This window comes from Candidatus Aquicultor sp., from assembly GCF_054640775.1.
In genome coordinates this window covers 1-24245 of the sequence record NZ_JBTSLF010000023.1, presented here as the reverse complement: position 1 = coordinate 24245, position 24245 = coordinate 1, and the positions used below count along the sequence as shown (strand labels likewise).

Here is a 24245-nt window from a genome sequence, read left to right as displayed (position 1 = left end):
GACGATTCCCGGAATAGTAACCCCTGCTTTCAAGAGCAGTGGCACCTCGCCTCAGCTCAAACAGAATACCTTCGGCTATCTCCTGGGTACGCTCGGATATGATAAACGCCGCCTTCTCCACGCTGAGGCCTTCCTGCACGTAGTCGATGACGCGGCCCATGACTATGACCGATATCATCCCGTAGAGAGCCAGCTTCAGCCCAAACGTAGTAGCTGCTACCAGCATAACAAAACCATCAACAAGTAAGAAGAGCTGACCCAAACCTAAATTACTATATTTTTGTAAAATCTGCGCTACGATATCGGTTCCTCCGGTGTTGCCGCCGTTCCTGAAAACGATCCCCATACCTATTCCGGTGAGAATGCCGCCGTACAGCGTCCCGAGAATCGCGTCGTTGGTTATCGTCATCGACCTTACGAGCGGAACAAGCGCGTCGATCGCCAGCGACAATCCGAATGCGCCGTAAAGCGTCTTCATGCCGTACTTCCAGCCCTGAAGTTTTGTCGCGATGGCAAAGAGCAGAACGTTGATCGCGATCATGGTCAGACCGACCGGAAAGCCCGTTTCGTAGTGCAAAACGGTCGCCAGACCACTCACGCCACCCGCCGCAAGCTTGTTGGGTATCAAGAATATATCCAATGCCAGGGCTGTGATGATGATCCCCAGCGTTATTCCGGCATATTCGCGGAACACTTGTTTATGTAAGGGCTTGAGAAGATTTCTCCTCGTGCCCGCCAAACCGACCTCGCTTGTATCTCTGTATCTACGAAGCGTTCTTTCAGACGGCGAACGCTCTGTTTCCTTGCTCATGCAATCACCCCTCACGAAATTCTACATACCAAAACAATGAGACCCCGCCGAAATCTCCAGGAAACGGCCAGGGCCTTTGCTCTTCAAGATGTTGTTTAAGATAAATTAGTCCCATATATAATGTAGCAAATTTTCTGCTAGATGTTTAGCTGCTGAGGCTTGCTAAGAGCCCTGATCAATTCTCCGCAGTGACAACCATTTGATTGTCTTGAACGAGAATCTTGGTTATTCGCATACCGAAGGGAAGGTTGTTTACCGGAATATTGAGGGGTATTTCTCTCACCCAGTTTCGGGCGTTGACCGCGCCCCACTTGCTGAGCTTGGTGAATTTAGCGTCGATCGGCTCGATGACCAGGTAGTCTCCTTTGATCCTGGGTTTGAACGTAACTTCGAGGCCACCAAGCATCTCGATATCTACCTTGGCGGTAATTCCCTCCGGTTTGAGCCGTATCTTCCACGCGCTTAAGTCGGGATAGGCACTGCTAATATAATGGTTGATATCATTCTCGCCGAACACGATTCTCGCATTTGCCTTACCGATCTTTGTAACCGCGACTTTTTTCTTGAGAACGGGGGCTTTGAGGTCGAACCTGATATCCCGCACGAATATCGTGAGGCTTTTTGCCTTGAGCCCGTTAAAATCGCCTTTCGAGCACTCGACATACACCTGGCTCACTTTACCCGAAAGAAGCATCAGCGTGGTCGAGTCAACGCGTACATAGGCGCATTCATCTAAACCATAATCGTGTTTGAGGGTGTCGATAACTGCCGACTGGATGATAGTGTTCGCAAGGGATGGCACGACGATGGCCACAAGTATGCCCAGGACGATGATAATCGGTATCGCAATGGTGATAACTGGTATGCGTCTCATACAACCCCTAGCGCCGGGCCCTTCGTTGGGCCAGGTATTCAAGCACTTTTTCGACCGATGTGTTTAGAACTTGTTCCGGTTTGATCCCAACGTCCTTCACCAACCCGGCCGCCTTGTCGACCTCGCCGACCTGAGTATAGATATGGGCATCGCTACTAAGTATAACAGGTACGCCTTTCTCTCGGGCCGCCCGGGCTATGTCTACATCAAAATCATATGCTGCGTCTCGACTGCTGGTCGGCAAAAACGAGCTGTTGTTGATCTCAAGGGCTATTCCCTTCTCAAAAGCCGCATCAACAAGGGGCCCGGGCTCAATCGGAAATTTAGCGTTTCCCGGATGCACGACAAAATCCACAAGAGGATTATCCATCGCTTTGATCAATGCCTCGGTATTCTTCGCAACCGATGTGTTTTCATAACCACAACGCGGATGGAACCCGACGTGAACAAGCTCAAGCGGCTCAAGGTAGTCGGGCGTGAGGTCGAGTTCTCCGTTAGCGTTGGTGATATTTGCTTCGATGCCTTTCAATATCCGCACACCGTGCAGCTCGGCCGGCAAGATTCTTAGGTTCCAGAAATGATAAGGATGCGCGCCGCCGGGCAAAGCCGGACCGTGGTCGGTTATCGCGATCAGCTTTAACCCCCTGCCCGCGGCCTCCCTCGCCATCTCATCGACCGTACTATACGCATGCCCGCTCGCAACGGTATGAACATGCAGGTCTGCTTCTATCTTCATGCTAAACTGCTCCATCAGCTGCTTCGAGCGCCCGCTGCCTGTGGTACGCGATGATAAAATCGTCGATATCGCCGTCGAGCACCGATTGCACATCGCCTTTTTCAAGGCCGGTACGGTGGTCTTTTACGAGCTGGTACGGGTGCAACACATAGGACTTGATCTGGCTGCCCCAGGCGATGTCTTTCTTTTGCTTGTGACGCTCGGCCTCTTCCCTCGCCCGCTCTTCCCGGATACGCTCGTACAGGCGGGCTTTGAGGATAATGAGCGCCGTCTCTTTGTTCTTTGATTGCGACCGCTCGTTCTGGCACTGCGCCATCACGCCGGTCGGGATATGGGTAATACGCACGGCCGAGTCGGTCACATTAACGTGCTGGCCGCCGGCACCGGTCGACCTGAACGTCTCTATGCGCAAATCCGCCGGGTCGATAGTTATCTCGATATCCGTGTCGACCTTTGGGATAATATCCACGGAGGCAAACGAGGTATGCCTCCTGCCGCCGTAATCAAACGGGGATATTCTTACCAGCCGGTGCACGCCGCGCTCCGCCTGCAGAAAACCGTATGCGTATTTGCCTTCGATAGTAAACGTGGCGGTTTTAATGCCCGCTTCCTCGCCCGGGGCATACTCGTTGACGCTTACCCGAAAATCCTTGCTCTTCGCCCACTGGATTATCATGCGCATCAACATCTCCGCCCAGTCCTGCGACTCGGTCCCGCCGGCTCCGGGATGAACGGTTACGATCGCGCTATGGCTATCCATCGGATCGGTAAACCAGCTTCGAAGCTCCAGGTCGTCGACAAAGCGATGTAACTTTTTAAAGGCCTTTTCTATCTCTTTACTAAGCGATTCATCGTTTTCAGAGATGGCCAGCTCGTTCATGATCTCAAGGTCCTCAGACTCGTCGTCCGCCCGCTCCCACGTTTGGATATCGTCCTTTAAGTCGCTTAAAGCGGACATCACCTTTTGGGCGGTATCCGGATCATCCCAGAAGCCCGGTTTACTGGCTTCTTTTTCGAGCTTGGCTACCCCTTCTCTTTTACCGTCTATGTCAAAGATAACCCTTAATCTGCTTGATTTTTTCTTTTATCTCGTCGATCTCAACGCTGTAATCAGTAATCAATATACTTCCACCTTTAGCTCTTCTCTTGAGCCCACCTTCTCGACCCACACTAATTCGTAATTCGACGTTCGCAACTCGTAATTCCTAGGCCGCGCCGCAGCATTTCTTATATTTTTTGCCGCTTCCACATGGGCAGGGGTCGTTTCGCCCTATCCGATCTTTATCGTCATTTACCTTTGGCTTCTTCGGCTCATCGCTTGAGCCGCCGCTTGCCACAAACGCCTGCTGTTTCGGCTTGGCGGGCTCGTCCTTGACCACCTGGACGTGGAATATGTAGCGCAGGGTATCCTCTTTGATACCTTCGATCATAGCCTGGAACATATCGTATGCTTCCGACTTGTACTCGATAAGCGGATCTCTCTGACCGATCGCCCTGAGGCCGATTCCCTCTTTCAGGTAATCCATCTCGTAGAGGTGCTCCCTCCACTTGTTGTCGATTACCTCGAGCATGACCAGGTGTTCGATATCGCGCATCAGCTCTTCACCAAGCTCTTTTTCACGCTCTTCGTACTTGGCCTGTGCGGATTCGATAAGCTTGTCTATTAATTCTTCCTGCGTTATCGAAGTCACCTCAAGCGCATCTTTCCCCCATCCAAGCGGGAACAACTGGTTAATGTATGAGAACAAACCTTCCCAATCCCATTCTTCGGGATACGTCGAGTCGCTGGTAAATACCTCGACCGACGCCCTCATAACATCGTTTACCATATCAAGTATACGCTCACGAACATCTTCGCCCTCAAGAACGCGCAAACGCTCAGCGTAAATGACCTCGCGCTGCTTGTTCATGACATCATCGTATTCGAGAACGTGTTTACGTATGCCGAAGTTCTGCGCCTCGACCTGTTTCTGGGCCGTCTCGATGGATTTTGAGATCATTCCGTGCTCGATCGGCTGGTCATCCGGCACGCCGAGGCGCTCCATGATGTTTCCGATACGGTCAGAGCCGAACAGTCTCATCAAATCATCCTCAAGCGACAGGTAGAACCGGCTTGAACCGGGGTCTCCCTGGCGGCCTGCACGACCCCTGAGCTGGTTATCGATTCGCCGTGACTCATGACGCTCGGTACCGATGATATGAAGACCTCCCGCCGTGCATACCTCAGCGGCCTCTTCCGGAACCTGCGGACTCCCGCCGAGGATGATGTCGACGCCTCGACCGGCCATGTTGGTCGCAATGGTTACCGCGCCCTTCCTGCCCGCCTGGGCGATGATCTCAGCCTCACGCTCGTGATATTTGGCGTTCAGTACCTCATGCTTTATGCCGCGACGCTTGAGCATCCTGGCGAGCGTCTCGCTCTTCTCGATCGAAACCGTACCAACGAGAACCGGCTGACCGCGCCCGTTGCGCTCGACGATATCTTCGATGACCGCCTTGAACTTGATCTCTTCGCTTTTATAGATGGAGTCCGGCCGGTCGTCCCTGACCATAGGCTGGTTCGTGGGGATGACCACTGTCGCCAGTTTATAAATATGCATGAACTCGTCCGCCTCAGTCGCGGCGGTACCGGTCATGCCTGCCAATTTATCGTACATGCGGAAGTAGTTCTGCAGGGTGATCGTTGCGAGCGTCTGATTTTCCTCACGGATCTTGACGCCCTCTTTGGCCTCGATCGCCTGGTGCAGGCCTTCACTGTACCTTCTGCCGTCCATTAAACGGCCGGTAAACTCGTCGACGATGATGACTTCGCCGTCCTTGACGATATAGTCGACATCCTTCTTAAACAACGCATGTGCTTTTAGCGCCTGCTGCAGATGGTTTACAAGCTGGCTGTTTACGTGGTCGTACATGTTGTCGATGTCGAGGGCATCCTCTACTTTTGTCACGCCCTCCTCGGTGATGGACACGGTGCGATGCTTCTCGTCGACCTCGTAATGCTCGCCTTTTTTGAGTTTGGGAACAATTCGCGCAAACGAATAGTAGGTATCGGCCGATTTCTCCGGCTGCCCTGAAATAATCAACGGCGTCCTTGCCTCGTCGATCAAAATACTATCGACCTCGTCCACGATCGCAAAGCGGTACCCGCGCTGGACGCGCTCATTGACGTCGGTCGCCATGTTATCACGCAGGTAGTCGAAGCCGAACTCGTTGTTCGTACCGTAGGTGATATCCGCATCGTAGGCGTGCTTGCGAAGCAACGGATGCATCTCCGACTGGATGAGACCGACTTTTAAACCCAAGAATTCGTAGAGCTGGCCCATCCATTCGCTATCGCGCCGGGCCAGGTAATCGTTGACGGTTACTACGTGCACGCCTTTGCCTTCCAGGGCGTTTAGATACACCGGAAGCGTCGCCACGAGCGTCTTACCTTCACCGGTCTTCATCTCGGCGATCTTGCCTTCATGAAGGATGAGGCCGCCCATGATCTGTACGTCGAAGTGGCGCATCTTCAAGACGCGCCTTGAGGCCTCGCGGACCACCGCAAACGCCTCCGGAAGAAGATCGTCCAGGGTCTCCTCCCCATCGGCAAACCGCTTTTTAAACTCGGCCGTTTTCGCCGTAAGCTCGGAGTCGCCGAGTTTCTCGACCTCCGGCTCGAATTCGTTTACCAGTGCGACTTTATCTTCGATCAGTTTTAACTTTTTGCCCTCTCCCATCCGGAGGACACGCTCAAGTAAGCTAAACATATATATACAACTCCATAGTCAATATCTTGTATTTTAACAATCTAAGGTAACAACTTAACAACCGTGTAAGACAGTTTGATTACGATTTGGTCTTACGTCGTAAAATACCTAACGTATTTTACCACTTTTGCTGGGGATGGTCATGAGATGGTGTCGGGAGGATTATAGAATGTTCGGCAGAGCCATTTATTCTGCTTTAAAAAGACTATTTTTGTCTCTGCCCCGGAATTTATTACATCACGGCCTTCGGCAATACTTCTCTTTAAGAGAGCCGCTTTGATCGCTTTAAAGCCGGGAGTTCCATTTTTAAAGTCCCTTTTAAGGATATCCTTAGAAGCAGAAGCTTCAGCGCTAGTGGCTATCGGCTCATAAGCCCGGATTTCATCTGCCTCAAGAATGGGCTTATCTAATAAGTGGTAAAGATCTACCGGCGCATATTGCTCTACCGAATTTGGCTGAGAATTTTGCGCCCGCATAGCTTCTGATGGCGCCTGGTTGCCGATGGCAGCTGAACGCACGATACGTGTGCTGATTTCGGCATTCGAGGTGATATACCCCGTTACGTTAAGTAGGATAAAAAGCGTTATGGGCAAGAAAACAAGTCTTGCGTCTGTAAATTTGGCCTGCACTTTCGCCATCGAGCATTCCCCAACTAATAAGTTATTTTATACATATAGTATAGCACTAAATCTTATATCCACAGACCAGGGTAACATTTATTTAACTAACATATTCCATAAGTTTGCCCTGCTTGCGTAGTATAGTAATCAATGCCCGAACGACCTTTGGGTCAAACCTTATGCCCTGGTCTTTTTTTATCCTGCTGATGGCCTGGTATGCGGTAAGCCGCTCAGCTAGCACGTCTGTTTTCGTGAGTTTATCGAAGTAACTGGCGACGTTGATGATCCTTGCCCCGAGAGGGATATCATCCGGCCTTTTAAGGCGGTCGATGGGATAGTGGTGGGTTCGCACCATATCCGCTGCGCCCCGCAAGAAATCCACCTGCTCCACGACCTCAGCGCCGATAATCGCGTGCGGTGCCTCCCCGCTTTGCGCGCTTACCTGCTCAAGCAGGTGGTCCAGCGAGTCCTCATCGACGCCGAGCATGCCGATATCGTGCAGCAGCGCGGCATAGCCGATCAGTTCGAGTTCGCGGCCGTGGATGCCGATTTCTTTTGCGATATCGACCGAGTAATTCGCCACCCTTCTGCCGTGACCGCTCCTATTGGAATTTTGCGCCTCGATCGCATTCGAGAGCGCCTCGATAGTTTTGCGATAGATGTTTCTTATATCTAAAAACGATTTAAACGATACCCTGGTCACCATAAGCGGCAGGAAGAATAAAAGCAGCCCCCAGTACCCCATCCCCTTATACATGATCGAAAGAAGGATCCCGAGCGACGATAGGGATAGATAAATCGGGCCGAGGAAGCGAACCGATGATACGAACCCACGCATATACCTGGTCCCGCGGTTTGCTGCGATAGTCAGCTGATCAAGACCGAGATCTATGACCGAATACGCCCCGCAGAGCAGCAGCAGGGATACGATCCCGAGTAGTGGCTCTATCTCTCCCGGTTTGCCGCCTACGGCATAAAAAACATTCGTGGCCATATAAATCGTGATGATTTTAATCGAGAGTGGGTACATAGTTGCGCCAAACTGCAGCTTGACCTGGCGTATCAGCATCGAAACCAAAATGCCGAGGATCGAGACGACCAGAGTGTCCGGTAGCGGAAACAGTAAAATGCTCGCGATAATAACAGCGGTGTCGATGTGCAGCCTTCCACCCTGCGGCAGCTGGATATCGAGCAGCCTGCTGGCGGCAACCGCCGTGGCAAACAGCCCTAGCACCAGCAAGGGCGACGACGGAAAACCCGGCAGGCTCGATGCAAATACACCCAAGCCCAGTAGTATGGCCGTTGTATGGAGTAAGGCGACGTTACGCCGGATCTTCGATTGCAATCTTTAGCTGCAACTCCTTTACTTCAAAGTCATCGTCTTCAAGCATTATATTAAGCGATTCGACAAACGCCTGGACGATAGTTTCATCGAACTGGCTACCGCTACAGGCGACCAACTCGGCCGCGGCCTCTTCCACGCTCAACGCCGGCCGGTACGGGCGCGTCGACGTCATGGCGTCAAAGCTATCGGCAACCGTTAAAATCCTGGCAAGAAGCGGTATCTTCTCCCCGGAAATCCCTTTCGCGTAGCCGGTTCCATTGAGGTGCTCGTGGTGATGGTATACCGCGGGAATCGCCGACTCCAAAAAGTCGATATCGCCGATGATCTCAGCGCCGATCCCCGGATGCTCTTTAATGCGCTTGAACTCATCATTCGTAAGCCTGCCGGGTTTGTTGAGAACCTTTCGCGCTATCCCGATTTTCCCTATATCATGCAGGAGCGCGGCGTACCGCAGAATCTCAGCTTTATCGTCCGGCAGCTTAAGCTCGTGGGCGATCATCCCTGCGTATTGCGCCACACGCTCGGAGTGGCCCCTGGTGTAGGGGTCTTTTGCCTCAAGCGCCTGCACCAGCGCGCTTACCGTGTCCACATAGGTACCCTTAAGCTTCATGTAGACGCCGAAGGTCTGCCATGCGATCAAAAGCGGCACTACGAGAAGGATAATACTGGCCGGACCGGCCGAGGTGTAGATCTGCGCCAGGATAAAACCCAGCACCCCGAGAGCGGAGTAATTCGGGATAAGCCACTGGAAATCGTAGCGCCAGGTATTAACCGCCGATTCCCCGTAAAGTATGGCAACCGCCAGCGCTATAAGCGACGTATTCATGATAAAAAAGATTATGCAGGAAACGGCGAACGGGATGATGATAAACGGAAAATCCGATGCGACGATCTTGCCCGTTGTCCCACCGAGCAGTAAGTAGATGTGCCCGGCTAAAAACGCCGATACAACGTAATTGCAAGCACTAAAGACCATCTTGTACCGGGGTATTTTGTGCTTAATATCGCTCAAGTTAAAAACCGTGATGACGCTCGCGATTGTCGCGGCCCCGGGGCCGAAGAGAAGAATCGTGGCAAAAATTATTGTAAAGCTGACTGAGATAAACGCCTTTTTAGGCAATTGGATGGTGAACGAATCGGCGATAAATATGAGCAGCGCAAAAAATGCGACCTCCAGCCAGGGTAGCACCGGTTTCATGATTAGACTAGCCACCAGAACTACGAATGCCGCTGCATATATACTATAGAAAAATACTCTTGCTCTTGCTGGAATACTGTTCACGGTGTTTGGCTGTCGATAGTAATGTAAATGTAAAGTTGGTTCTTCGCGTGCGATTGGCTAAGTAGTTACCGCTCCGTCTACTAATAGTAAAAGCGGCACGTACCTTTTGTCCAGTGAATTTTTGGAATCGACCCTTCGAAATGCGGTATTTAGCCCTTCCCGTGGATGGGCTCGATTAAGCCGTAGTTGCTGTCTCTTCTTTTGTAGACAACGTTTATCTCATCGGTTTCGGCATTGGTGAAGACAAAAAAGTCGTGACCTAAGAGTTCCATCTGCATCGTGGCCTCCTCAGGGGCCATCGGTTTGACCGCAACTTGCTTGACCTTAACGATGCTCGGGACTTCTTCACGCCGCGCTTCGTCCTCGGCAAAATTCGCGACGGCCAGTTCGCCAAGGCTTGGGGCATGCTTGGATGCCTTGTAATTTTTGTCCTTGAAACGCTTTACTTGACGCTCGAGCTTATCGACAACCATATCTATCGATGCGTACATATCGGTAGAAGATTCTTTCGCCCTCAAGATCGGGCCTTTTGGAAAGACCGTGACCTCGACTGTTTTCGAATTTACTATGCTGGGGTTTTTCTCATCGGTGAACTCGATTTCGATCTTCTGTATTTGATCGAAATATTTGGTGATTCTCCCGATTTTATCTTCTGCATATGCACGTAGCGCATCGGTAACTTCTATGTGTCGACCTTTTACGATAATTTCCATAAAGCACACCCCTATCGATGATTGTAGAAACTTGTTCCTTCATTATAGATTAACGGCAATGTTTGAGGATAACGAGAGTATAGATCTTCATATAACCTATGTTGTAAGAGTTTTCCCGTTTATAAGGATAGTGTATCGCAACTCTATGTAATGTATTCTCTCCCCTCGTCAACCGCAAACCCCGCGGGGATGGTTCCGGTTAACATAAAACCCCATGTATAAAAATACATGGGGTGTTGTTGGTCTGGCCGCTAACTGTTACTAAACCATTTTTTGAACGTTAGAAGCCTGAGGACCGCGATCGCCCTCAACGATTTCAAATGCCACTTTCTGGCCTTCGCTAAGAGCCCTGTAACCGTCCTCTTGGATGGCAGAAAAGTGCACGAATACGTCATCTCCGCTATCTTGCTCGATGAATCCGTAGCCTTTTTCCGCGCTAAACCATTTGACTGTTCCCTGAAGCACGTGCACCTCCTAAAACCTACAAGCCAACAACAATTAAACAATACAATACCGGCATTGGCTTGTCAAAAAGCCTGACGGTTGTATCCAAGGTTATACATACCATGTAATCTATTGGTTAACCAGGTAAAATCTGTAATATTGCTAATATTTTACCCATTTTTGCTACCGGCAAACATATCTTTTAGCACTAAGATGGCCTGCAAGCAGCGGGTTTCTCTGTTATTTGAATTTTTTAGAATTTTTCGTTAACCGACTTCGTCAACTATGGGACAATTATATTATGTAATTAAGAGGAGGATGCAGATGGTTGGGCTCTTTAAGGGACTGTTTGATCTTGTGTTCCCGCCGACATGTAAGGTTTGCGGCCGCCAGTCAAAGCAAGCGCTGTGCGGCCCCTGTCTGGACAGTTTCCCCAAGATAGACGGAAGCATCTGTTTAAAATGCGGTAAGCCCTGCCAGAGAGAGGTTGACAGCTGCAGCGAGTGTTCGCATAAAACGCTCTACTTTACGCGTGCCCGCTCCGGTGGGATGTATGAGGGTTCGCTAAAAGAAGCCATTCATCAGTTAAAGTATAAAAACGGCAAACACCTCTCCCCCCACCTGGCCCGCTTTATATCAAGTGTCGCGGGCGATTTCGTCGAGCATATTATTCATGATATAGATATAATCGCATGTGTCCCGCTAAGCGGGTACAAAGAAGCCAAGCGCGGGTACAACCAATCACGGCTCATCGCACAAGAACTCTCGGTCTTACTCAATAAACCGTTCTGCGATTGTTTGATCAAAACCCGCACCACCCCCGAGCAAAACAAACTCGGGCTCGCCGACCGCCCGCGTAATATCAAGGGCGCCTTCGCGGTAAGAAGCCGGCTCTACGGCAAGGTGTTGTTAATCGATGACGTGTACACTACGGGCAGTACCGTTAGTGAGTGTGCGCGGGTTTTACTGGATGCGGGGGTCGAAGAGGTATCGGCGCTGACCATTGCCCGAACACCGCTCACGGGCAGATAAAGCACCTCTTCTGTTGTTCGCGACCAAAAATGCCTGTACAATACGTTGTAGGTTTCCGCTTAGGTCTGTGGTTGCCCCGGATTTGCGTATCCCGTAAATCAGGGTAGTCCAAGCTAGATGCAGGCAAAAGGATCCACGTAAAGTATCCACATTTGGTATTTTTTTTGGCTAAGTGAGAATGCTGAGCATGGTGCATCTTAGGAGTAAGTCCTGCCGTTCCAGGAGGACGAGAGGGGTTCCAGTGGTCCAAAAGGGGCTGCGAAGCCCCCAGCAGGCGAGTGTGGGGTCAAAGGCCAGGTCAGCTAAGCGGAAACCTTCTTTCTTACCTTTAAGAAACAATCCTTACAAGATACTGCCACACCGGGATGGTGATCATGCTGAGTATCGTTGTGACGACGATCGCCGCCGGTAAGAAATCGGTATCTAAACCGTACCGGAGCCCGATGACCAGCGACAACAAGAAACTCGGCATCGAGGCTTCAAGGACCATTATCCCTAAATCCGCGCCGGACATCCCGGATATGTTACTTCCAAACAACGCGATAAGCGGGGCGACCAGCAGTTTTATCAGAACTACCGCTGTGATTGCAAGCGCGTAGTTTCTCACCTTGGTCAGCTCAAGCGAGAGCCCTATGGTCAGCATTACGAGCGGAATTGTCGCTCCGGCCAGAAATCCGATCGCATCCATCAAAAAAATGGGCAATCCTGCTCCAAGCCCCTTTAAGGCAAGCGCCAGAAAAAGGCCAATGAGCGGCGGAAATGTAAACACTTCTTTAAGTATGTTAATCTTATCCTTCGCCTGTCCATACTTCTGAGCGATAAGCAGCCCGATGGTGAAGGTAAAGACAACCGTACCGGAGAGGTCGTAGAATACCGCTTTGACGAGGTTCTTGATGCCAAAAAGCTGTAGGGTAAGCGGATAGCCGAGGTAACCGGTATTGCCTATCGCCGCTACAAGAAGAAGCGCCCCGAATGTGGGACGTTTTAGATGCAAAAGGCGCCCGATAAAATACGCAGCACCCATGCTTAATGCGGTAATCGCTAACGCTATCAGGGGTATCTTTAAAAGAGATAATGATATCTTGGATTCGAACACGGCGCGAAAGATGAGCGCCGGCATCGTCAGGTAGATGATGATATTGTTTAAGATTAAGGTGTGGGTCTTCTCAAGAAGGCCCACCCTTTTACTTACAAACCCGATCGATATAAGTATCAGAATTGATAGGATTATAGTGACTAGTTCCGCGATCCAACTTCCCGCCTATCGAATAGTTTTGCGATAGCCTCACTGTATGGGGGCTTTAACACGCCTCTATCGGTGATTATACCTGTTATTAACTCATTAGGGGTAACATCAAATGCCGGATTCGCGACATTGATGCCGCTTGCCGCAACTACTATGCCGCCGAATTGGGTTACCTCTTCGGGCGCCCTCTCCTCAATCGGGATTCTACTTCCGTCGCTTAGCGACATGTCGATAGTCGAGATCGGTGCGGCGACGTAGAACGGGATATTATGCGCCTTTGCAAGAACAGCAATCGTGTAGGTGCCTATCTTGTTGGCAAAATCTCCATTCGCCGTGATTCTATCAGCGCCAACGATCACTTTGTCGATCTTTCCTAAGGCCATGAAGTATCCGACCATGTTGTCGCAGATAAGGGTTACCGGTATATTGTCCTTTGCCAGCTCCCAGGTGGTAAGCCTGGCTCCTTGCATCAATGGTCTGGTTTCACCCACAAATACGTGAACCTTTTTGCCTTGCTTGTGGGCGACGTGGACTCCTGCAAGCGCAGTACCGTATCCTACGGTAGCGAGCGCGCCGGCATTTCAATGCGTAAGGATAGTATCACCGCTGTTGATTAATTCAGACCCAAACTGACCCATCTGCATGCTCATCTGGAGTTCTCCGTCGGCGATGTCATCGGCTTCTTCTTTAAGGATCCTCTTCATCCTGCTGACCGCCAGGTGTGAGTTGCCGTGCGCCGTCTTTTTCATGCGGTCGAGCGCCCAGAACAGGTTTACGGCAGTAGGCCTGGTCGAACCCAGTACGCCCGCTGCGTGATCGATCTCCTGTAAAAACTCCGGTGTGTCCTTAGCCCCGGATTGTAGACCTGCAAGAGCTAGGCCGAATGCCGCTGCTACCCCGATCGCCGGCGCTCCCCTAACGCTCAACGTCTTGATCGCCTCGGCTACCCGCAGGTAATCCGACGTCTCGATGAACACCTCTTTGTGAGGCAAAGCGTTCTGATCGAGTATGGCTACCTTGCAGCTTCTCCAACCTACGGTGCTTCCTTCTTCGCAGCCGGTCCAAGCAACTGTCTTCATGTTCCTCCCTCTAATGAAAAAATTCACATTCTCCCCTAATTTAGTATGTTAGATAAGAAACCGAGTCTTGGCAATAACGATTTCCGCAAAAGGGATTAAAAAACGGACCGAGTTATCCCGGCCCAAACTACGTGCCCATCTCCCATGAGTGCAGGTATTTATCCTGTTCCTCGGTAAGCTTGTCTATTTTAATCCCCATCGACTCGAGCTTCAACTTGGCGATGCCGGCATCGATATCGGTGGGAACAGAATAGACGGTATTCTCAAGCTCTTTGGCCACAGCAAGCATATACTCGGCCGAGAGCGCCTGATTTGCAAAGCTCATATCCATAACGCTTGCCGGATGACCCTCGGCGGAGGAAAGGTTTACCAGCCTGCCGTCAGCAAGCAAGTAGATACGCCTACCGTCCTTTGTCAGAAACTCTTCCACAAACGGGCGTACTTCCCTGCGGGGCTCGGACATGGCCTCGAGGGCCGGTATGTTTATCTCAACATTAAAGTGACCGCTGTTGGCGATAATGGCGCCATCCTTCATGACTTTAAAATGCCGCTCATCTAGCACATGTATGTCGCCGGTCACCGTGACCCAGATGTCGGCGATCATGGCTGCCTCAACCGAAGGCATTACCCGATAACCGTCCATAACCGCCTCGAGAGCCTTTAACGGATCGATTTCGAGGATAACCACGTTAGCTCCCATGCCGTTCGCACGCATGGCGAGACCCCTGCCGCACCATCCGTAACCGGAAATGACAAAGGTCTTACCGGCGATGAGGACATTGGTCGCACGAAGGATACCGTCGATCGTACTCTGCCCGGTGCCGTAACGGTTATCAAAAAAGTGCTTCGTTAACGCATCATTTACGGCGATAATCGGGTATTTCAGCACACCCTGCTCGGCCATGCTTTTGAGCCTGATTACGCCGGTGGTGGTCTCCTCGGTTCCGCCTATAATATCTTTTACCTGGTCCGGGCGCTCGGTATGCAGTACCGACACGAGGTCGGCACCGTCATCCATCGTCATTTGCGGGCGATGATCAAGGGCATCGTTTATATGCTTATAGTAGGTCGCATCATCCTCGCCTTTTATGGCAAACACCGGTATTTCATAGTCCTTTACCAGCGATGCGGCAACCTCGTCTTGTGTGCTGAGCGGGTTTGACGCACAAAGAACCACATCGGCGCCACCGGCCTTTAACGTCCTCATGAGGTTGGCCGTCTCTGAGGTAACGTGCAGACACGCCGATACCCTTACGCCGTTCAACGGTTTATCGCGATCAAAACGCTCGCGTATCAACCGTAAAACCGGCATATCTTTGTCAGCCCATTCAATTTTCTTCTTTCCGGCTTCGGCAAGGCCGAGGTCTTTTACGTCATACTTCATTCCTATCCGCTCCCTCTTGAATCTATTTTAAACTTCCAACCGCTTCTAGAACTCTCACTATGAGTCTTATTAACTTGTCTGAGGATTTCTGCGCTTCGATTAGAACCTCCTCATGGCTTAGTTTGCGCTCTGCCTGCGGCGTATTAGTGATTATGGCAAGCCCGAGCACCCTCATCCCCAAATGTCGCGCCACGATGACTTCGGGCACCATCGACATGCCCACGGCATCACCGATGGTTCTCATAAACTTTACCTCGGCGGGCGTTTCATAACTCGGGCCCAGAACTGCGACATACACACCCTCTTTTAAATCGACGCCTTCCTGCCGAGCCGCGTCCTCCACGGTGGCAAGAAGCCCCTTATCAAAAGCTTCCGACATATCGACGAATCTTGGTCCGAACTGCTCGTCGTTTGGCCCGATGAGCGGGTTTGCTCCCATTAGATTCACGTAATCCGTTATCGCCATAATATCGCCCGCTTTAAGATCGGGCCTTAAACCACCGGCGGCACATGTGACGATAACGGTATTCGCTCCCAGCCCCTTTAGAAGCCTGACCGGGAAGGCGACGCCCGAAGAAGTATAGCCCTCGTAGTAGTGAAAGCGCCCCTGCATAACAGCGACCCGTTTTCCCGCCAACTTGCCGATTACCAGATTACCGGGATGGCCCTCTGTAGTCGACTTAGGAAAATGGGGTATCTCGCTATACGGAAACACCTTGGGGTGTTCAACCGCATCGACCAGATTTCCAAGCCCGGAGCCGAGGATTATCCCGACGTCCACCGTGCCGGTGATCCTATCGTTTATGTATCGTAGAGCGTCCTTTAAGTTCTGCCTTACTTGCTCTATTATATCCATCAAAGCCCCTTCTCGACCTGTTGCCGGCTTAGCGCTATTGTGGCAACCATACCGTCAAATCACAATTCCTTATATTAACATAAAATATTTGATTAGTTTAACCCCAGAAGCTGTTTTACCTGACGATTCCATCAGATGCAAGCCCGCTGCGGGAGAGTTTGGAGCGTACCGCCTGCCAGGCCAGTATCACCTCGTCTGCCTTCAGAAGCACAAGAAGCGCGATATATACGGCCACCCCGACACCGAAAGAAGCCGTGACGATAATCAGCTCGTGCAGTTTGGAGCCGGAGTCCAGCAGACCCGTGAGAAATCCAGAAGCCGCCCATGTTGCGACCCCCATTGCTAATGCCGATACCAGGATCTTTGAGAGTGACCTGATGATCTCAAGCTCGTTTATGCCATCCAAGCGCTTGCGCAGGCCCCGGAGAAGTATCAGCACCATCAAGCTCACCGCAAAGGCATACCCAACGGCAAGGCCGACATGCCCCATGAACCTCATAAACACAATATCGAGCCCTACAAGCATAACCACGAAGGCTATGGACGCCTTCATAGGAGTTACACCGTCTTTCAACGCATAAAAAGCTCGCACGATCAGCATATTGAGCCCCATGGCGAAAAGGCCAAAGGAGTATGCGGCAAGCGCCGGTGCCGTAGCGCGCGTTGCGTCGGGTCCGAACGCTCCATGCTGGAACAGCAACTTGATTATCGGAAGGCTCAAAACAAAGAGGCCCACCGTGGACGGTATTGCCACGAGCGCCACCATCCGGATGCCGAGCGAGACCGTGTTCTTAAGCGAATCCACATCATCCCTTGCCGCGTGTTTCGACAACATCGGAAACAGGACTATGGCTATCGCGGCGATCAAGGTATTAAGCGGCAGACTGCCGACTTTAAAGGCAACATTAAGATAGGTAATGCTGCCGACGCTGAGAAACGACGCCATCCATGTATCGATGACCGTATTCGACTGGCTCGCCCCTAGGCCGATCAGCACCGGTATAAAGAGCTTCCCGACCGTGGCAAGATCCTCATGTTTTAAGCTGAGCGTAGGTCGAAAAGCAAGACCCCTCTTGATGACGAACGGCAGTTGTATTACCACCTGCCCGATAGAGCCCAAAAGAAGGCCGACAGCCGTGCCGTAGATTCCCATACTAGCCGAAAAAATGATGATCGACCCGACCATGAGGACGTTCTGAACGAGGGCGACCAGGCTCGGGGCGGCAAAGTGGTTATATGAGTTAAGAATCCCCGCCATAAGACCCGAAATACCCATAAAGATCAGGGCGGGGGCCATAATTCTGAGCAAGTTTGCCGCTAGTTCATGTTGGCCCGGTGTTTTAAAACCAGGCGCTAAGAGATACGTGACCTTGGGGGCGAAAAGGACCAAGGCGACCGTTATCACGCCGAAGATAATGAGCAACAGATTGAAGATGGTGTGTGCCAGACGCCAGGCGTCCTTCTCCTTCTCGTTTGCAAGAAGACCCGTGAAAATCGGGATAAACGACGCGCTCAGCGCCCCCATTACCACAAGACTGTAGATAATATTGGGAATCCTAAACGCTACCAGGAAGGCATCGGTACTGGCATTTGCGCCGAACTTGTTGGCGATGACCATCTCTCTGACAAAACCGAATATCCGCCCCAAGAAGGTTGCTATAGTTACTGTAACGGCCGAGATGGCCAGAGACTTTCCCCTGCTCAAAGTATATCTGTATCCTTAAATGGCTTCGGGTTGTTTGCGCAAGTGTAGCAGTAAATAAAAAAGATGTCTAACTAGTACAAGCGGCGCTCGCGTATCACCATAAAGACGAATTTCGGTAAGGCAAGCACTCTTTTCAGCCGCGTCGGTTGCTGTAATAAACGATACAACCACTCCAACCCCGCCTGCCTGATCCATACCGGAGCCCGTTTTACCTTGCCGGCGATAACGTCAAAACTCCCTCCCACCCCAAGACACACGGGCACGTTCAAATAATACAGGTGTTTGGCGATCCATTTTTCCTGTTTGCCCATTCCCAAACCGACAAAAAGTACATCCGGGCTCGCATGTCTGATCTCATCGACGACCTGCTTCTCTTCCCCTTTGGAGAAATACCCGCAGCGGGCGCCGACGATATTTAAGCCCGGGTAGCGACGTTGCAACTCGGCCGCAGCCTCCTCAACGACGTCTTTCTTTGAGCCTATCATAAAAACCTTGTGACCCCTCAAAGCCGCCCTCCTGGCCAGCTCGTCGACCATATCGATGCCGGGCACCCTCGCCCTTAGCCTTCCTGCCCACACGATGCCTATGCTATCGGGAACGAGAAGGTCCGCCTTTTTCAAAACCGACCTGAATCCCTCGTCGTCTCTCGCCATAACCATCATCTCGGCGTTTAAGGTAACCACAAGATGAGGCTTTTTCTCTGCTATATAGCCTTCGATAATCACAGCGGCTTCATCCATCTCGAGAGCATCAAACCGTATTCCAAGAATGCGCCGCTCTTTGAGCAGGTGCTTTGCAAGAACCGCGTTATGTCTCGCGCGTATCCGCAAGTCCTCGACGGCATATGCAAAACCACCAGTGTGACTCAGCAACTTTTCGATCCCGGGGATAAGCGTGTCTGATGTAATATCCTTACATGCAATCGCCTGTAAGGCCCCAACCGAGGAAGAAAACTCCTCGACTTTGGGATCATATGCGACCGGGATAAAAGGAACCCCCTGTACGGCCGCAAAAATAGTCGAGTGCAGCCTCATCCCAACCAGAACGTCCAGCTCCCCGATTACGCCGAGGGTTTCTGACGGTAGTTCGACGTTATCGATAACCATGGCCTTTTGTACCATCCTGCCAGCAACCTGCTCCGCGACCGACTTATCACGACCGCCGTGAAACGGGATTAAGACGACGCTCGCGTCAAACCTATCGGCGACTTCATCGGCGGCCTTGGCGATACGCGTAAAATCGATCCCCGGCCACGCCCTCAGCGCAAAGCCGATTGCCGGTCGCTTAATGCCGGCAAGCCTGGATACCCGCACCGGCTTTAGCAGCAGCGCGGGGTCGGCCGTGACGGCTATTTCACGTCTCACGCCGATCTTTTCAAGGAATCTTTTCGATCCCTCATCCCGCACGGCGATTATATTACACCCGGATATCGCAAGCTTTACCAAAAACTTGCTGAAAAATCTCTTGATCGGGCCTATCCCCTGCCCGTAGATCATCACGGGAACGCGCTCGACCCTCGCTACTATCAGAAGCAGGCAATAATACACGAGGCTGTGCACGCTCGTCACATCCTGCAGGAGGCCTCCGCCCCCACTTACGAAGAGGTCGCTTTTCTTTAATGTTCGGCGAATCGCCTTGATCGATCGGGGGATGGCTTTGACACCGTATCTGGCTTCGGTCTCATATGGATGGAACGATGAAACGGTGATTTCTATATTGGGGATCTCAGAGCGCAGCGAGGTAATCATCGCCGAGAGGATTGCTTCGTCGCCGGTATTTCCAAATCCATAATAGCCTGAGATAAGTACCTTTTTCATCGCTCTTTAATCCGGTTGGTTGTTTCGATTAGACCTAACAGGGACTCAACCATTATACAATAGGAGCCAGGATTCAGGAGCCAGAATCCAGAATAAAACCTTCTATTTTACAATGGTTTATTCTGGCTCCTGGCTCCTGGCTTCTTTTCTCTAGCTCTCCCTAAAGAAAACCTGCTGCTTGTCGATATATTTCTAAAGCGATTGTTTGACCGCCACTAACGCATGCCTACCGACATGCCGGGCGGCAAACTTTCACTCGTTGACTCGTGATAGGGATGCTGCTTAACAAATCAATAGTAGTAAGGAACTTAGGCCAACAGCAGTGAGCCTTGCACGAAAGGATGGTTTCAATGGGATTTAGGACGCGCTCCATCGTCCTCGTCGCCATAGCCCTAGTAACACTCTTTATTTTAATCCTACCAGCTTACGCAATAACACTTAATGCAGACGAACAGTATATGCTCAATCTCTTAAACAAAGAGAGAAGATCAAGCGGACTTAACGCGCTTGAGATCGACCCCAAGCTTGAACTCATGGCACGAAGATATTGCCAAGAGATGATAGACCACAGCTTCTTTAGTCACAGCTCCCCTATTTCCGGCGAGTTGCTGGATAGGGTTAACGCAGCAGGTGTACCGGATGGCTGGTTGCTCGCAGGCGAGAACCTGGCGGGCGCGCCTACGGTCGAGGCGGCGTTCGAGGGCCTCATGAATAGCCCTTCGCATAAAGATAACATGCTTGAGCCCAAATACACGCATGTCGGTATAGGTGCCGTTGATGGTGGCGCTTACGGCAAGATGTTCGCTCAGGAATTCATCGCTTATCCAAGAAGCATGTTCAATATCTCAAACAACCCGAGCAACGATCTTCTCATCTATATCAACGGTCAGTTGCTCTACTCCAACCCACCGGCCTTTATTAGTAAAGGCCATACGCTGGTCCCGGTGCGCCAGCTCTTTGAAGCGCTCGGCGCCGACGTAACGTGGCAGAGCGAAGACAGGCAGATAACTATTACGTATCCGGGCGGAACCATTACTTTGACGATCGGTTCCGACACCGCGCTGGTGAACGGTACTGAGGTTAAGCTTGATGCGGAGCCGTGCCTGAAAAATAGCAATACGTTTATTCCACTGCGATTCGTCGCCGAGAACATAGGTGCGCAGGTTAAGTGGAACAACGCAGTGCGAACGATAGATATCACCGTCTCAACAGGCGAAAGTGTGACGGCCGAGGCGAGTTCTACGGCTAACTAGCTACGAAATACCTGAGCACATCCAAAGCGGGAGATTCTCTCCCGCTTTTTTTGTTGTCTGGACGGTAGATTTTTTAGACAAGCTCGACTAAGCTAAACCTCATGACACCCAGTAATAGTGATAGCACCGTTAGCAGTAAGAAACCGGGCAAGGGTCTGCCAATCGATCCATGGTTGCTGGTGATTTTAATAATCGCCTTCTCGATCAGGCTCTACGGGATTACCGCGCCTCTGGTGGATTTCTCGAGCTGGAGGCAGGTCGATACGGCCTCGATTGCACGCAATTTCGTCGAGCACGAGTTCAACATCCTTCATCCCCAATTGGAATACGATGGGCCGGGGCCAAATTATGGCCAGCTCGAGCTTCAGATAACCACCTTTATCATCGCCCTTCTCTTTAAACTTGGCGGTGCTAGCGACGTTCTGGCCCGGATTGTCCCCGTGCTCTTTTTTGCGGGTGCGGTGCTTTTTCTTTATTTGCTGGTTAAGCGCTATACGGACCGGTTGACCGCAAATCTTGCGGCCCTGGTCTTTACAGTACTGCCGATGGGCGTCTTCTACGGAAGGACCGTGCAGCCCGAGGCAGCTATGCTTTTTTTCGGGATAGCCTCCCTTTTCTACTTCTCAGTGTGGTGCGAGAAACAGGATAGGCAAAGTTTCATCCTTGCCACTGTCGCCGGTGCGCTTTCCGTTCTTGCCAAGCTTCCCAATATTTTCTTATTTATACCGGTCCTGGCGATCGCATGGGATAGGTTTGGCAGGCGTACCATGAGAAACTGGTGGGTTATTATTTACTACGGGATAATCCTCGGGGTGACGACGGTGTTTTTGATATATTCAAGCTGGCTGGTCTCACATTATGGCTCGCATTACGATTACCACAACTATGCAAAGCCAACGATTATTACCGGAAAATTCGTGTCCAATGTGGCCTCAAAACACGTTATCCCGCAGATGCTTACAGCGGTCGCCTCCCCCGAGGGAACCGAGTACTTCTCAAAATTTTTACCTATGGCCCTTACGCCGGTGGGGCTGGTCCTGCTTCTTATAGGCCTCGTTCCGTTTCGCGTGGGGTTCAGAGAGCACCGTCTTAAACCCTTTTACGCATGGGCGGGCGCGATCCTGCTTTATGCAATAATAATCGCCGCCGTCATCAGAATAGATTATTATCTCGTACCCTTGTTGCCGATTGCGGCGTTTTTCATGGCGAGGTCGCTTGGACTTTTTATGAAATATAAAGCCACGTGGGCGATTGCGGCGATTCTGGTCGGGGTTATCGGCTACCAGTCGTACCAGGCGGTTTCGCCTTTATATGAGCAGGATATCTCGCTCTATAAGTTTGGCACGGAGCTAAAAGGGGCCCTGAGACCGCATGAGCCGATAATACTTGGCAACTATAATCCGGCGATTCTCTACTATAGCGGGCACCGGGGCTGGCGGAGCAACAATTTAAGCTTGGATTCGCTTAAGTTCCTGCGCTCACGCGGCGCCGGCTATTATATCCCCCTGAACTCCGCAAAAGAGCGCGAGATCGTGCTCTACCTTAAGGATCACTACAAGTTGCACAAGACAAAGTCGGGGTGCGGCTACTACGACCTCAAAGACCAGGTAGAAGTAGGTCGAGCTCGATAAAAACTTAGTTAATAAACGAGTTCTTGATTACCTTGGCGGCTTCGGCCCTGTTCATGGGATGCTCGGGTCTAAAGACATCGCCTGTATAGCCGTTGATGATGCCGGCGTTGCGGGCTGACATCACGTAGGCGTAGGCCCAATGACCCACTGGGACGTCGGCAAACGGTGAGCCCGAGTAGTCGATGGCGAAGGCGCCGGTTTTGATGAGCATGGTCGTTACCTCGTCCCTTTTAATCTGCTTGTCCGGGGCAAATTCATCCTTGCTATAGCCTGTGACAAGACCCATATCGTAGGCGGCCTCGATATACGGCCACGTCCAGGATGTAGAGGGCACGTCTTTAAAGTAACCGCTGTAATAGGTTTTCTTAGAGAGGCCCATCCCCTCCATCAACATCTTCACAAACTCTGCCCTGCCAACGGAACTGCCGGGCTTAAAATAGCCGCCCGGATAACCGGATATGATTTTGCTTGCAGCGAGCGCCTCTATATCCTCGAACGCCCAGTATGACGGGGCGACGTCCGAGAAGGTCTGGCGGTAGCAGGTGACTTCAGAGGAACTCGAGTTGCCGCTCTTATCATAGGCCACGGCTTGTACCGTATTCTTCCCTTGGAACTTATCAGAACTGACGCTGACCTCGTAAGGGGGCATCATGGACGAGCCTACCCTCTCCCCGTTCACAAAGAAATCGACAAAGGCGACACCGCTATTTGCATCCGCCGCTGATGCCGAAACGATAATGCTTGTGCCCGTAACCTTAGAACCCTCAGCCGGTGATGTAATCGACACACTCGGTCTTACATTGTCGCTGTCACTAAAATCGACCGCGCGACTGGCGTCGATGCGCCCATGCCCGAAATAGCGGTCCCAGCCGGAAGTGCCGAGGTCTTCTGCGGCGACATACATGATACCCTCAACGCGATCGCTGGTCAGGCCGGAGTTTTCGGACAGAATGAGGGCCGCAAGGCCGCTTACAAAGCCCGTAGCCATCGACGTTCCGGTATGCGCCTCGTAAGCGGCGCCATCAAAGGATTCTGCCTTCGGGAATGTCGAGAGAATCGACACTCCCGGGGCCACGACGTCTACATAGGGACCAAAGTTGGACTGCTGCATCCGAAGATCCTTGTTATCCGATGCGCCAACCCCAATAACGCCGTCATACGCCGCGGGATAATTCGGGTCGGCAACGCCGTCGTTTCCGGTGGCAGCGACTATAATAACACCCTTATCGTGGGCATATTTTATGGCATCGGCAAGGGTTTTAGATTGGGCCGGGCCGGAAAGGCTCATATTGACGACCCGTGCGCCGTTATCGGCCGCCCAGACCAGGCCTTCCGCTATATTTGCGTCCTCGCCGAGCCCCACATCATCCAGCACTTTAACGGGCATGACCCGTGCGCCGGCTGAGATACCGGCTATGCCCAAGCTGTTATTGGTCACGCCGGCGATAATGCCGCTGATATGAGTGCCGTGACCGGCGTTATCTTGCAGGTTATTGTCGCTTACCTGCTTGCCTGTCGGGTCTGTGAAAAAATGCTTGCCTAGAATTTGTCCCGGGTTGCTCGGGTCCATCGCGAAGATGCCCTGAAGGTCTTCATGGGCCGTGTCGACACCGGTATCAAGAACGGCGACCTTTACCTGGTTTGGGCTCGAAACCTTTTCCCAGGCGT

At 51.6% G+C, this 24245-nt stretch carries 19 protein-coding genes and 1 pseudogene; 3 read left to right on the top strand and 17 right to left on the bottom strand.

Going from position 1 to position 24245, the window contains the following annotated elements; all coding sequences use genetic code 11:
- The 10 genes from ACYC56_RS03535 to ACYC56_RS03490 all read right to left on the bottom strand — a co-directional run.
- Positions 1-811, bottom strand: an 811-nt coding sequence (locus ACYC56_RS03535) for a YitT family protein (protein WP_461372800.1), incomplete at its 3' end; no start/stop codon positions are given.
- Between the two features lie 175 nt (positions 812-986).
- Complete coding sequence (locus tag ACYC56_RS03530) at positions 987-1685, bottom strand: LmeA family phospholipid-binding protein (protein WP_461372799.1); 699 nt, start codon at positions 1683-1685, stop codon at positions 987-989.
- A 7-nt stretch (positions 1686-1692) separates the two neighbouring features.
- A complete protein-coding gene (locus tag ACYC56_RS03525; RefSeq protein WP_461372798.1) occupies positions 1693-2421 on the bottom strand; it encodes a phosphatase in 729 nt (242 codons plus the stop codon).
- A 1-nt stretch (position 2422) separates the two neighbouring features.
- A protein-coding gene (gene prfB, locus ACYC56_RS03520; protein ID WP_461372797.1) for a peptide chain release factor 2 occupies positions 2423-3542 on the bottom strand; the annotation gives its coding sequence in 2 pieces (ribosomal slippage) (positions 2423-3487 and positions 3489-3542; 1119 coding nt in all).
- An 84-nt stretch (positions 3543-3626) separates the two neighbouring features.
- Positions 3627-6170, bottom strand: a complete 2544-nt coding sequence (secA, locus tag ACYC56_RS03515; protein WP_461372796.1) for a preprotein translocase subunit SecA — start codon at positions 6168-6170, stop codon at positions 3627-3629.
- A gap of 140 nt (positions 6171-6310) precedes the next feature.
- Entirely contained in the window at positions 6311-6808 is a 498-nt protein-coding gene (locus tag ACYC56_RS03510; RefSeq protein WP_461372795.1) for a hypothetical protein, read from the bottom strand.
- An 82-nt stretch (positions 6809-6890) separates the two neighbouring features.
- A complete protein-coding gene (locus ACYC56_RS03505; RefSeq protein ID WP_461372794.1) occupies positions 6891-8135 on the bottom strand; it encodes an HD-GYP domain-containing protein in 1245 nt (414 codons plus the stop codon).
- A complete protein-coding gene (locus ACYC56_RS03500) occupies positions 8113-9348 on the bottom strand; it encodes an HD-GYP domain-containing protein (protein WP_461372793.1) in 1236 nt (411 codons plus the stop codon). The genes ACYC56_RS03505 and ACYC56_RS03500 overlap by 23 nt, the downstream gene beginning before the upstream one ends.
- Positions 9349-9566: 218 nt before the next feature.
- Entirely contained in the window at positions 9567-10130 is a 564-nt protein-coding gene (gene hpf / locus ACYC56_RS03495; RefSeq protein ID WP_461372792.1) for a ribosome hibernation-promoting factor, HPF/YfiA family, read from the bottom strand.
- Positions 10131-10391: 261 nt separating this feature from the next.
- Complete coding sequence (locus tag ACYC56_RS03490) at positions 10392-10595, bottom strand: cold-shock protein (RefSeq protein ID WP_461372791.1); 204 nt, start codon at positions 10593-10595, stop codon at positions 10392-10394.
- A gap of 303 nt (positions 10596-10898) precedes the next feature.
- On the opposite strand from ACYC56_RS03490, the gene ACYC56_RS03485 reads away from it, so the two are divergent.
- The gene (locus ACYC56_RS03485) at positions 10899-11606 is read left to right on the top strand and encodes a double zinc ribbon domain-containing protein (protein WP_461372790.1); all 708 of its coding nucleotides are present in this window, start codon (positions 10899-10901) and stop codon (positions 11604-11606) included.
- A gap of 328 nt (positions 11607-11934) precedes the next feature.
- Here ACYC56_RS03485 and ACYC56_RS03480 read toward each other — a convergent pair whose 3' ends face one another.
- The 6 genes and pseudogenes from ACYC56_RS03480 to csaB form a co-directional block, all read right to left on the bottom strand.
- Positions 11935-12834 carry an AEC family transporter gene (locus ACYC56_RS03480; RefSeq protein WP_461372801.1) on the bottom strand — a complete coding sequence of 300 codons (900 nt, stop codon included), beginning with the start codon at positions 12832-12834 and terminating at the stop codon, positions 11935-11937.
- Positions 12835-12842: 8 nt separating this feature from the next.
- A pseudogene (gene mtnA, locus ACYC56_RS03475) lies at positions 12843-13931 on the bottom strand (S-methyl-5-thioribose-1-phosphate isomerase).
- Positions 13932-14058: 127 nt separating this feature from the next.
- Positions 14059-15315: an adenosylhomocysteinase gene (gene ahcY, locus ACYC56_RS03470; RefSeq protein ID WP_461372789.1), complete on the bottom strand. Its 1257-nt coding sequence runs from the start codon at positions 15313-15315 to the stop codon at positions 14059-14061.
- A gap of 22 nt (positions 15316-15337) precedes the next feature.
- Positions 15338-16171 (bottom strand): purine-nucleoside phosphorylase, encoded by an 834-nt coding sequence (locus ACYC56_RS03465; RefSeq protein ID WP_461372788.1) that lies wholly within the window; start codon positions 16169-16171, stop codon positions 15338-15340.
- A 115-nt stretch (positions 16172-16286) separates the two neighbouring features.
- Entirely contained in the window at positions 16287-17876 is a 1590-nt protein-coding gene (murJ, locus tag ACYC56_RS03460; protein ID WP_461372787.1) for a murein biosynthesis integral membrane protein MurJ, read from the bottom strand.
- A gap of 71 nt (positions 17877-17947) precedes the next feature.
- On the bottom strand, positions 17948-19693 hold the full coding sequence (gene csaB, locus ACYC56_RS03455) for a polysaccharide pyruvyl transferase CsaB (protein WP_461372786.1): 1746 nt from the start codon (positions 19691-19693) through the stop codon (positions 17948-17950).
- A gap of 350 nt (positions 19694-20043) precedes the next feature.
- Here csaB and ACYC56_RS03450 point away from each other — a divergent pair, with 350 nt between their 5' ends.
- A complete protein-coding gene (locus tag ACYC56_RS03450; RefSeq protein WP_461372785.1) occupies positions 20044-20946 on the top strand; it encodes a stalk domain-containing protein in 903 nt (300 codons plus the stop codon).
- A gap of 101 nt (positions 20947-21047) precedes the next feature.
- Positions 21048-22577: an ArnT family glycosyltransferase gene (locus ACYC56_RS03445; protein ID WP_461372784.1), complete on the top strand. Its 1530-nt coding sequence runs from the start codon at positions 21048-21050 to the stop codon at positions 22575-22577.
- Positions 22578-22581: 4 nt separating this feature from the next.
- Here ACYC56_RS03445 and ACYC56_RS03440 read toward each other — a convergent pair.
- Positions 22582-24245 (bottom strand): S8 family peptidase (locus ACYC56_RS03440; protein WP_461372783.1); only part of this gene is annotated, 1664 nt, incomplete at its 5' end.

What these genes read in the sequence shown, in the direction of transcription:
- ACYC56_RS03530 (WP_461372799.1), bottom strand. Translation starts at nt 1,685, where the DNA reads ATGAGACGCATACCAGTTATCACCATTGCGATACCGATTATCATCGTC.
- ACYC56_RS03525 (WP_461372798.1), bottom strand. Translation starts at nt 2,421, where the DNA reads ATGAAGATAGAAGCAGACCTGCATGTTCATACCGTTGCGAGCGGGCAT.
- secA (WP_461372796.1), bottom strand. Translation starts at nt 6,170, where the DNA reads ATGTTTAGCTTACTTGAGCGTGTCCTCCGGATGGGAGAGGGCAAAAAG.
- ACYC56_RS03510 (WP_461372795.1), bottom strand. Translation starts at nt 6,808, where the DNA reads ATGGCGAAAGTGCAGGCCAAATTTACAGACGCAAGACTTGTTTTCTTG.
- hpf (WP_461372792.1), bottom strand. Translation starts at nt 10,130, where the DNA reads ATGGAAATTATCGTAAAAGGTCGACACATAGAAGTTACCGATGCGCTA.
- ACYC56_RS03485 (WP_461372790.1), top strand. Translation starts at nt 10,899, where the DNA reads ATGGTTGGGCTCTTTAAGGGACTGTTTGATCTTGTGTTCCCGCCGACA.
- ahcY (WP_461372789.1), bottom strand. Translation starts at nt 15,315, where the DNA reads ATGAAGTATGACGTAAAAGACCTCGGCCTTGCCGAAGCCGGAAAGAAG.
- ACYC56_RS03465 (WP_461372788.1), bottom strand. Translation starts at nt 16,171, where the DNA reads ATGGATATAATAGAGCAAGTAAGGCAGAACTTAAAGGACGCTCTACGA.
- csaB (WP_461372786.1), bottom strand. Translation starts at nt 19,693, where the DNA reads ATGAAAAAGGTACTTATCTCAGGCTATTATGGATTTGGAAATACCGGC.
- ACYC56_RS03450 (WP_461372785.1), top strand. Translation starts at nt 20,044, where the DNA reads ATGGGATTTAGGACGCGCTCCATCGTCCTCGTCGCCATAGCCCTAGTA.
- ACYC56_RS03445 (WP_461372784.1), top strand. Translation starts at nt 21,048, where the DNA reads ATGACACCCAGTAATAGTGATAGCACCGTTAGCAGTAAGAAACCGGGC.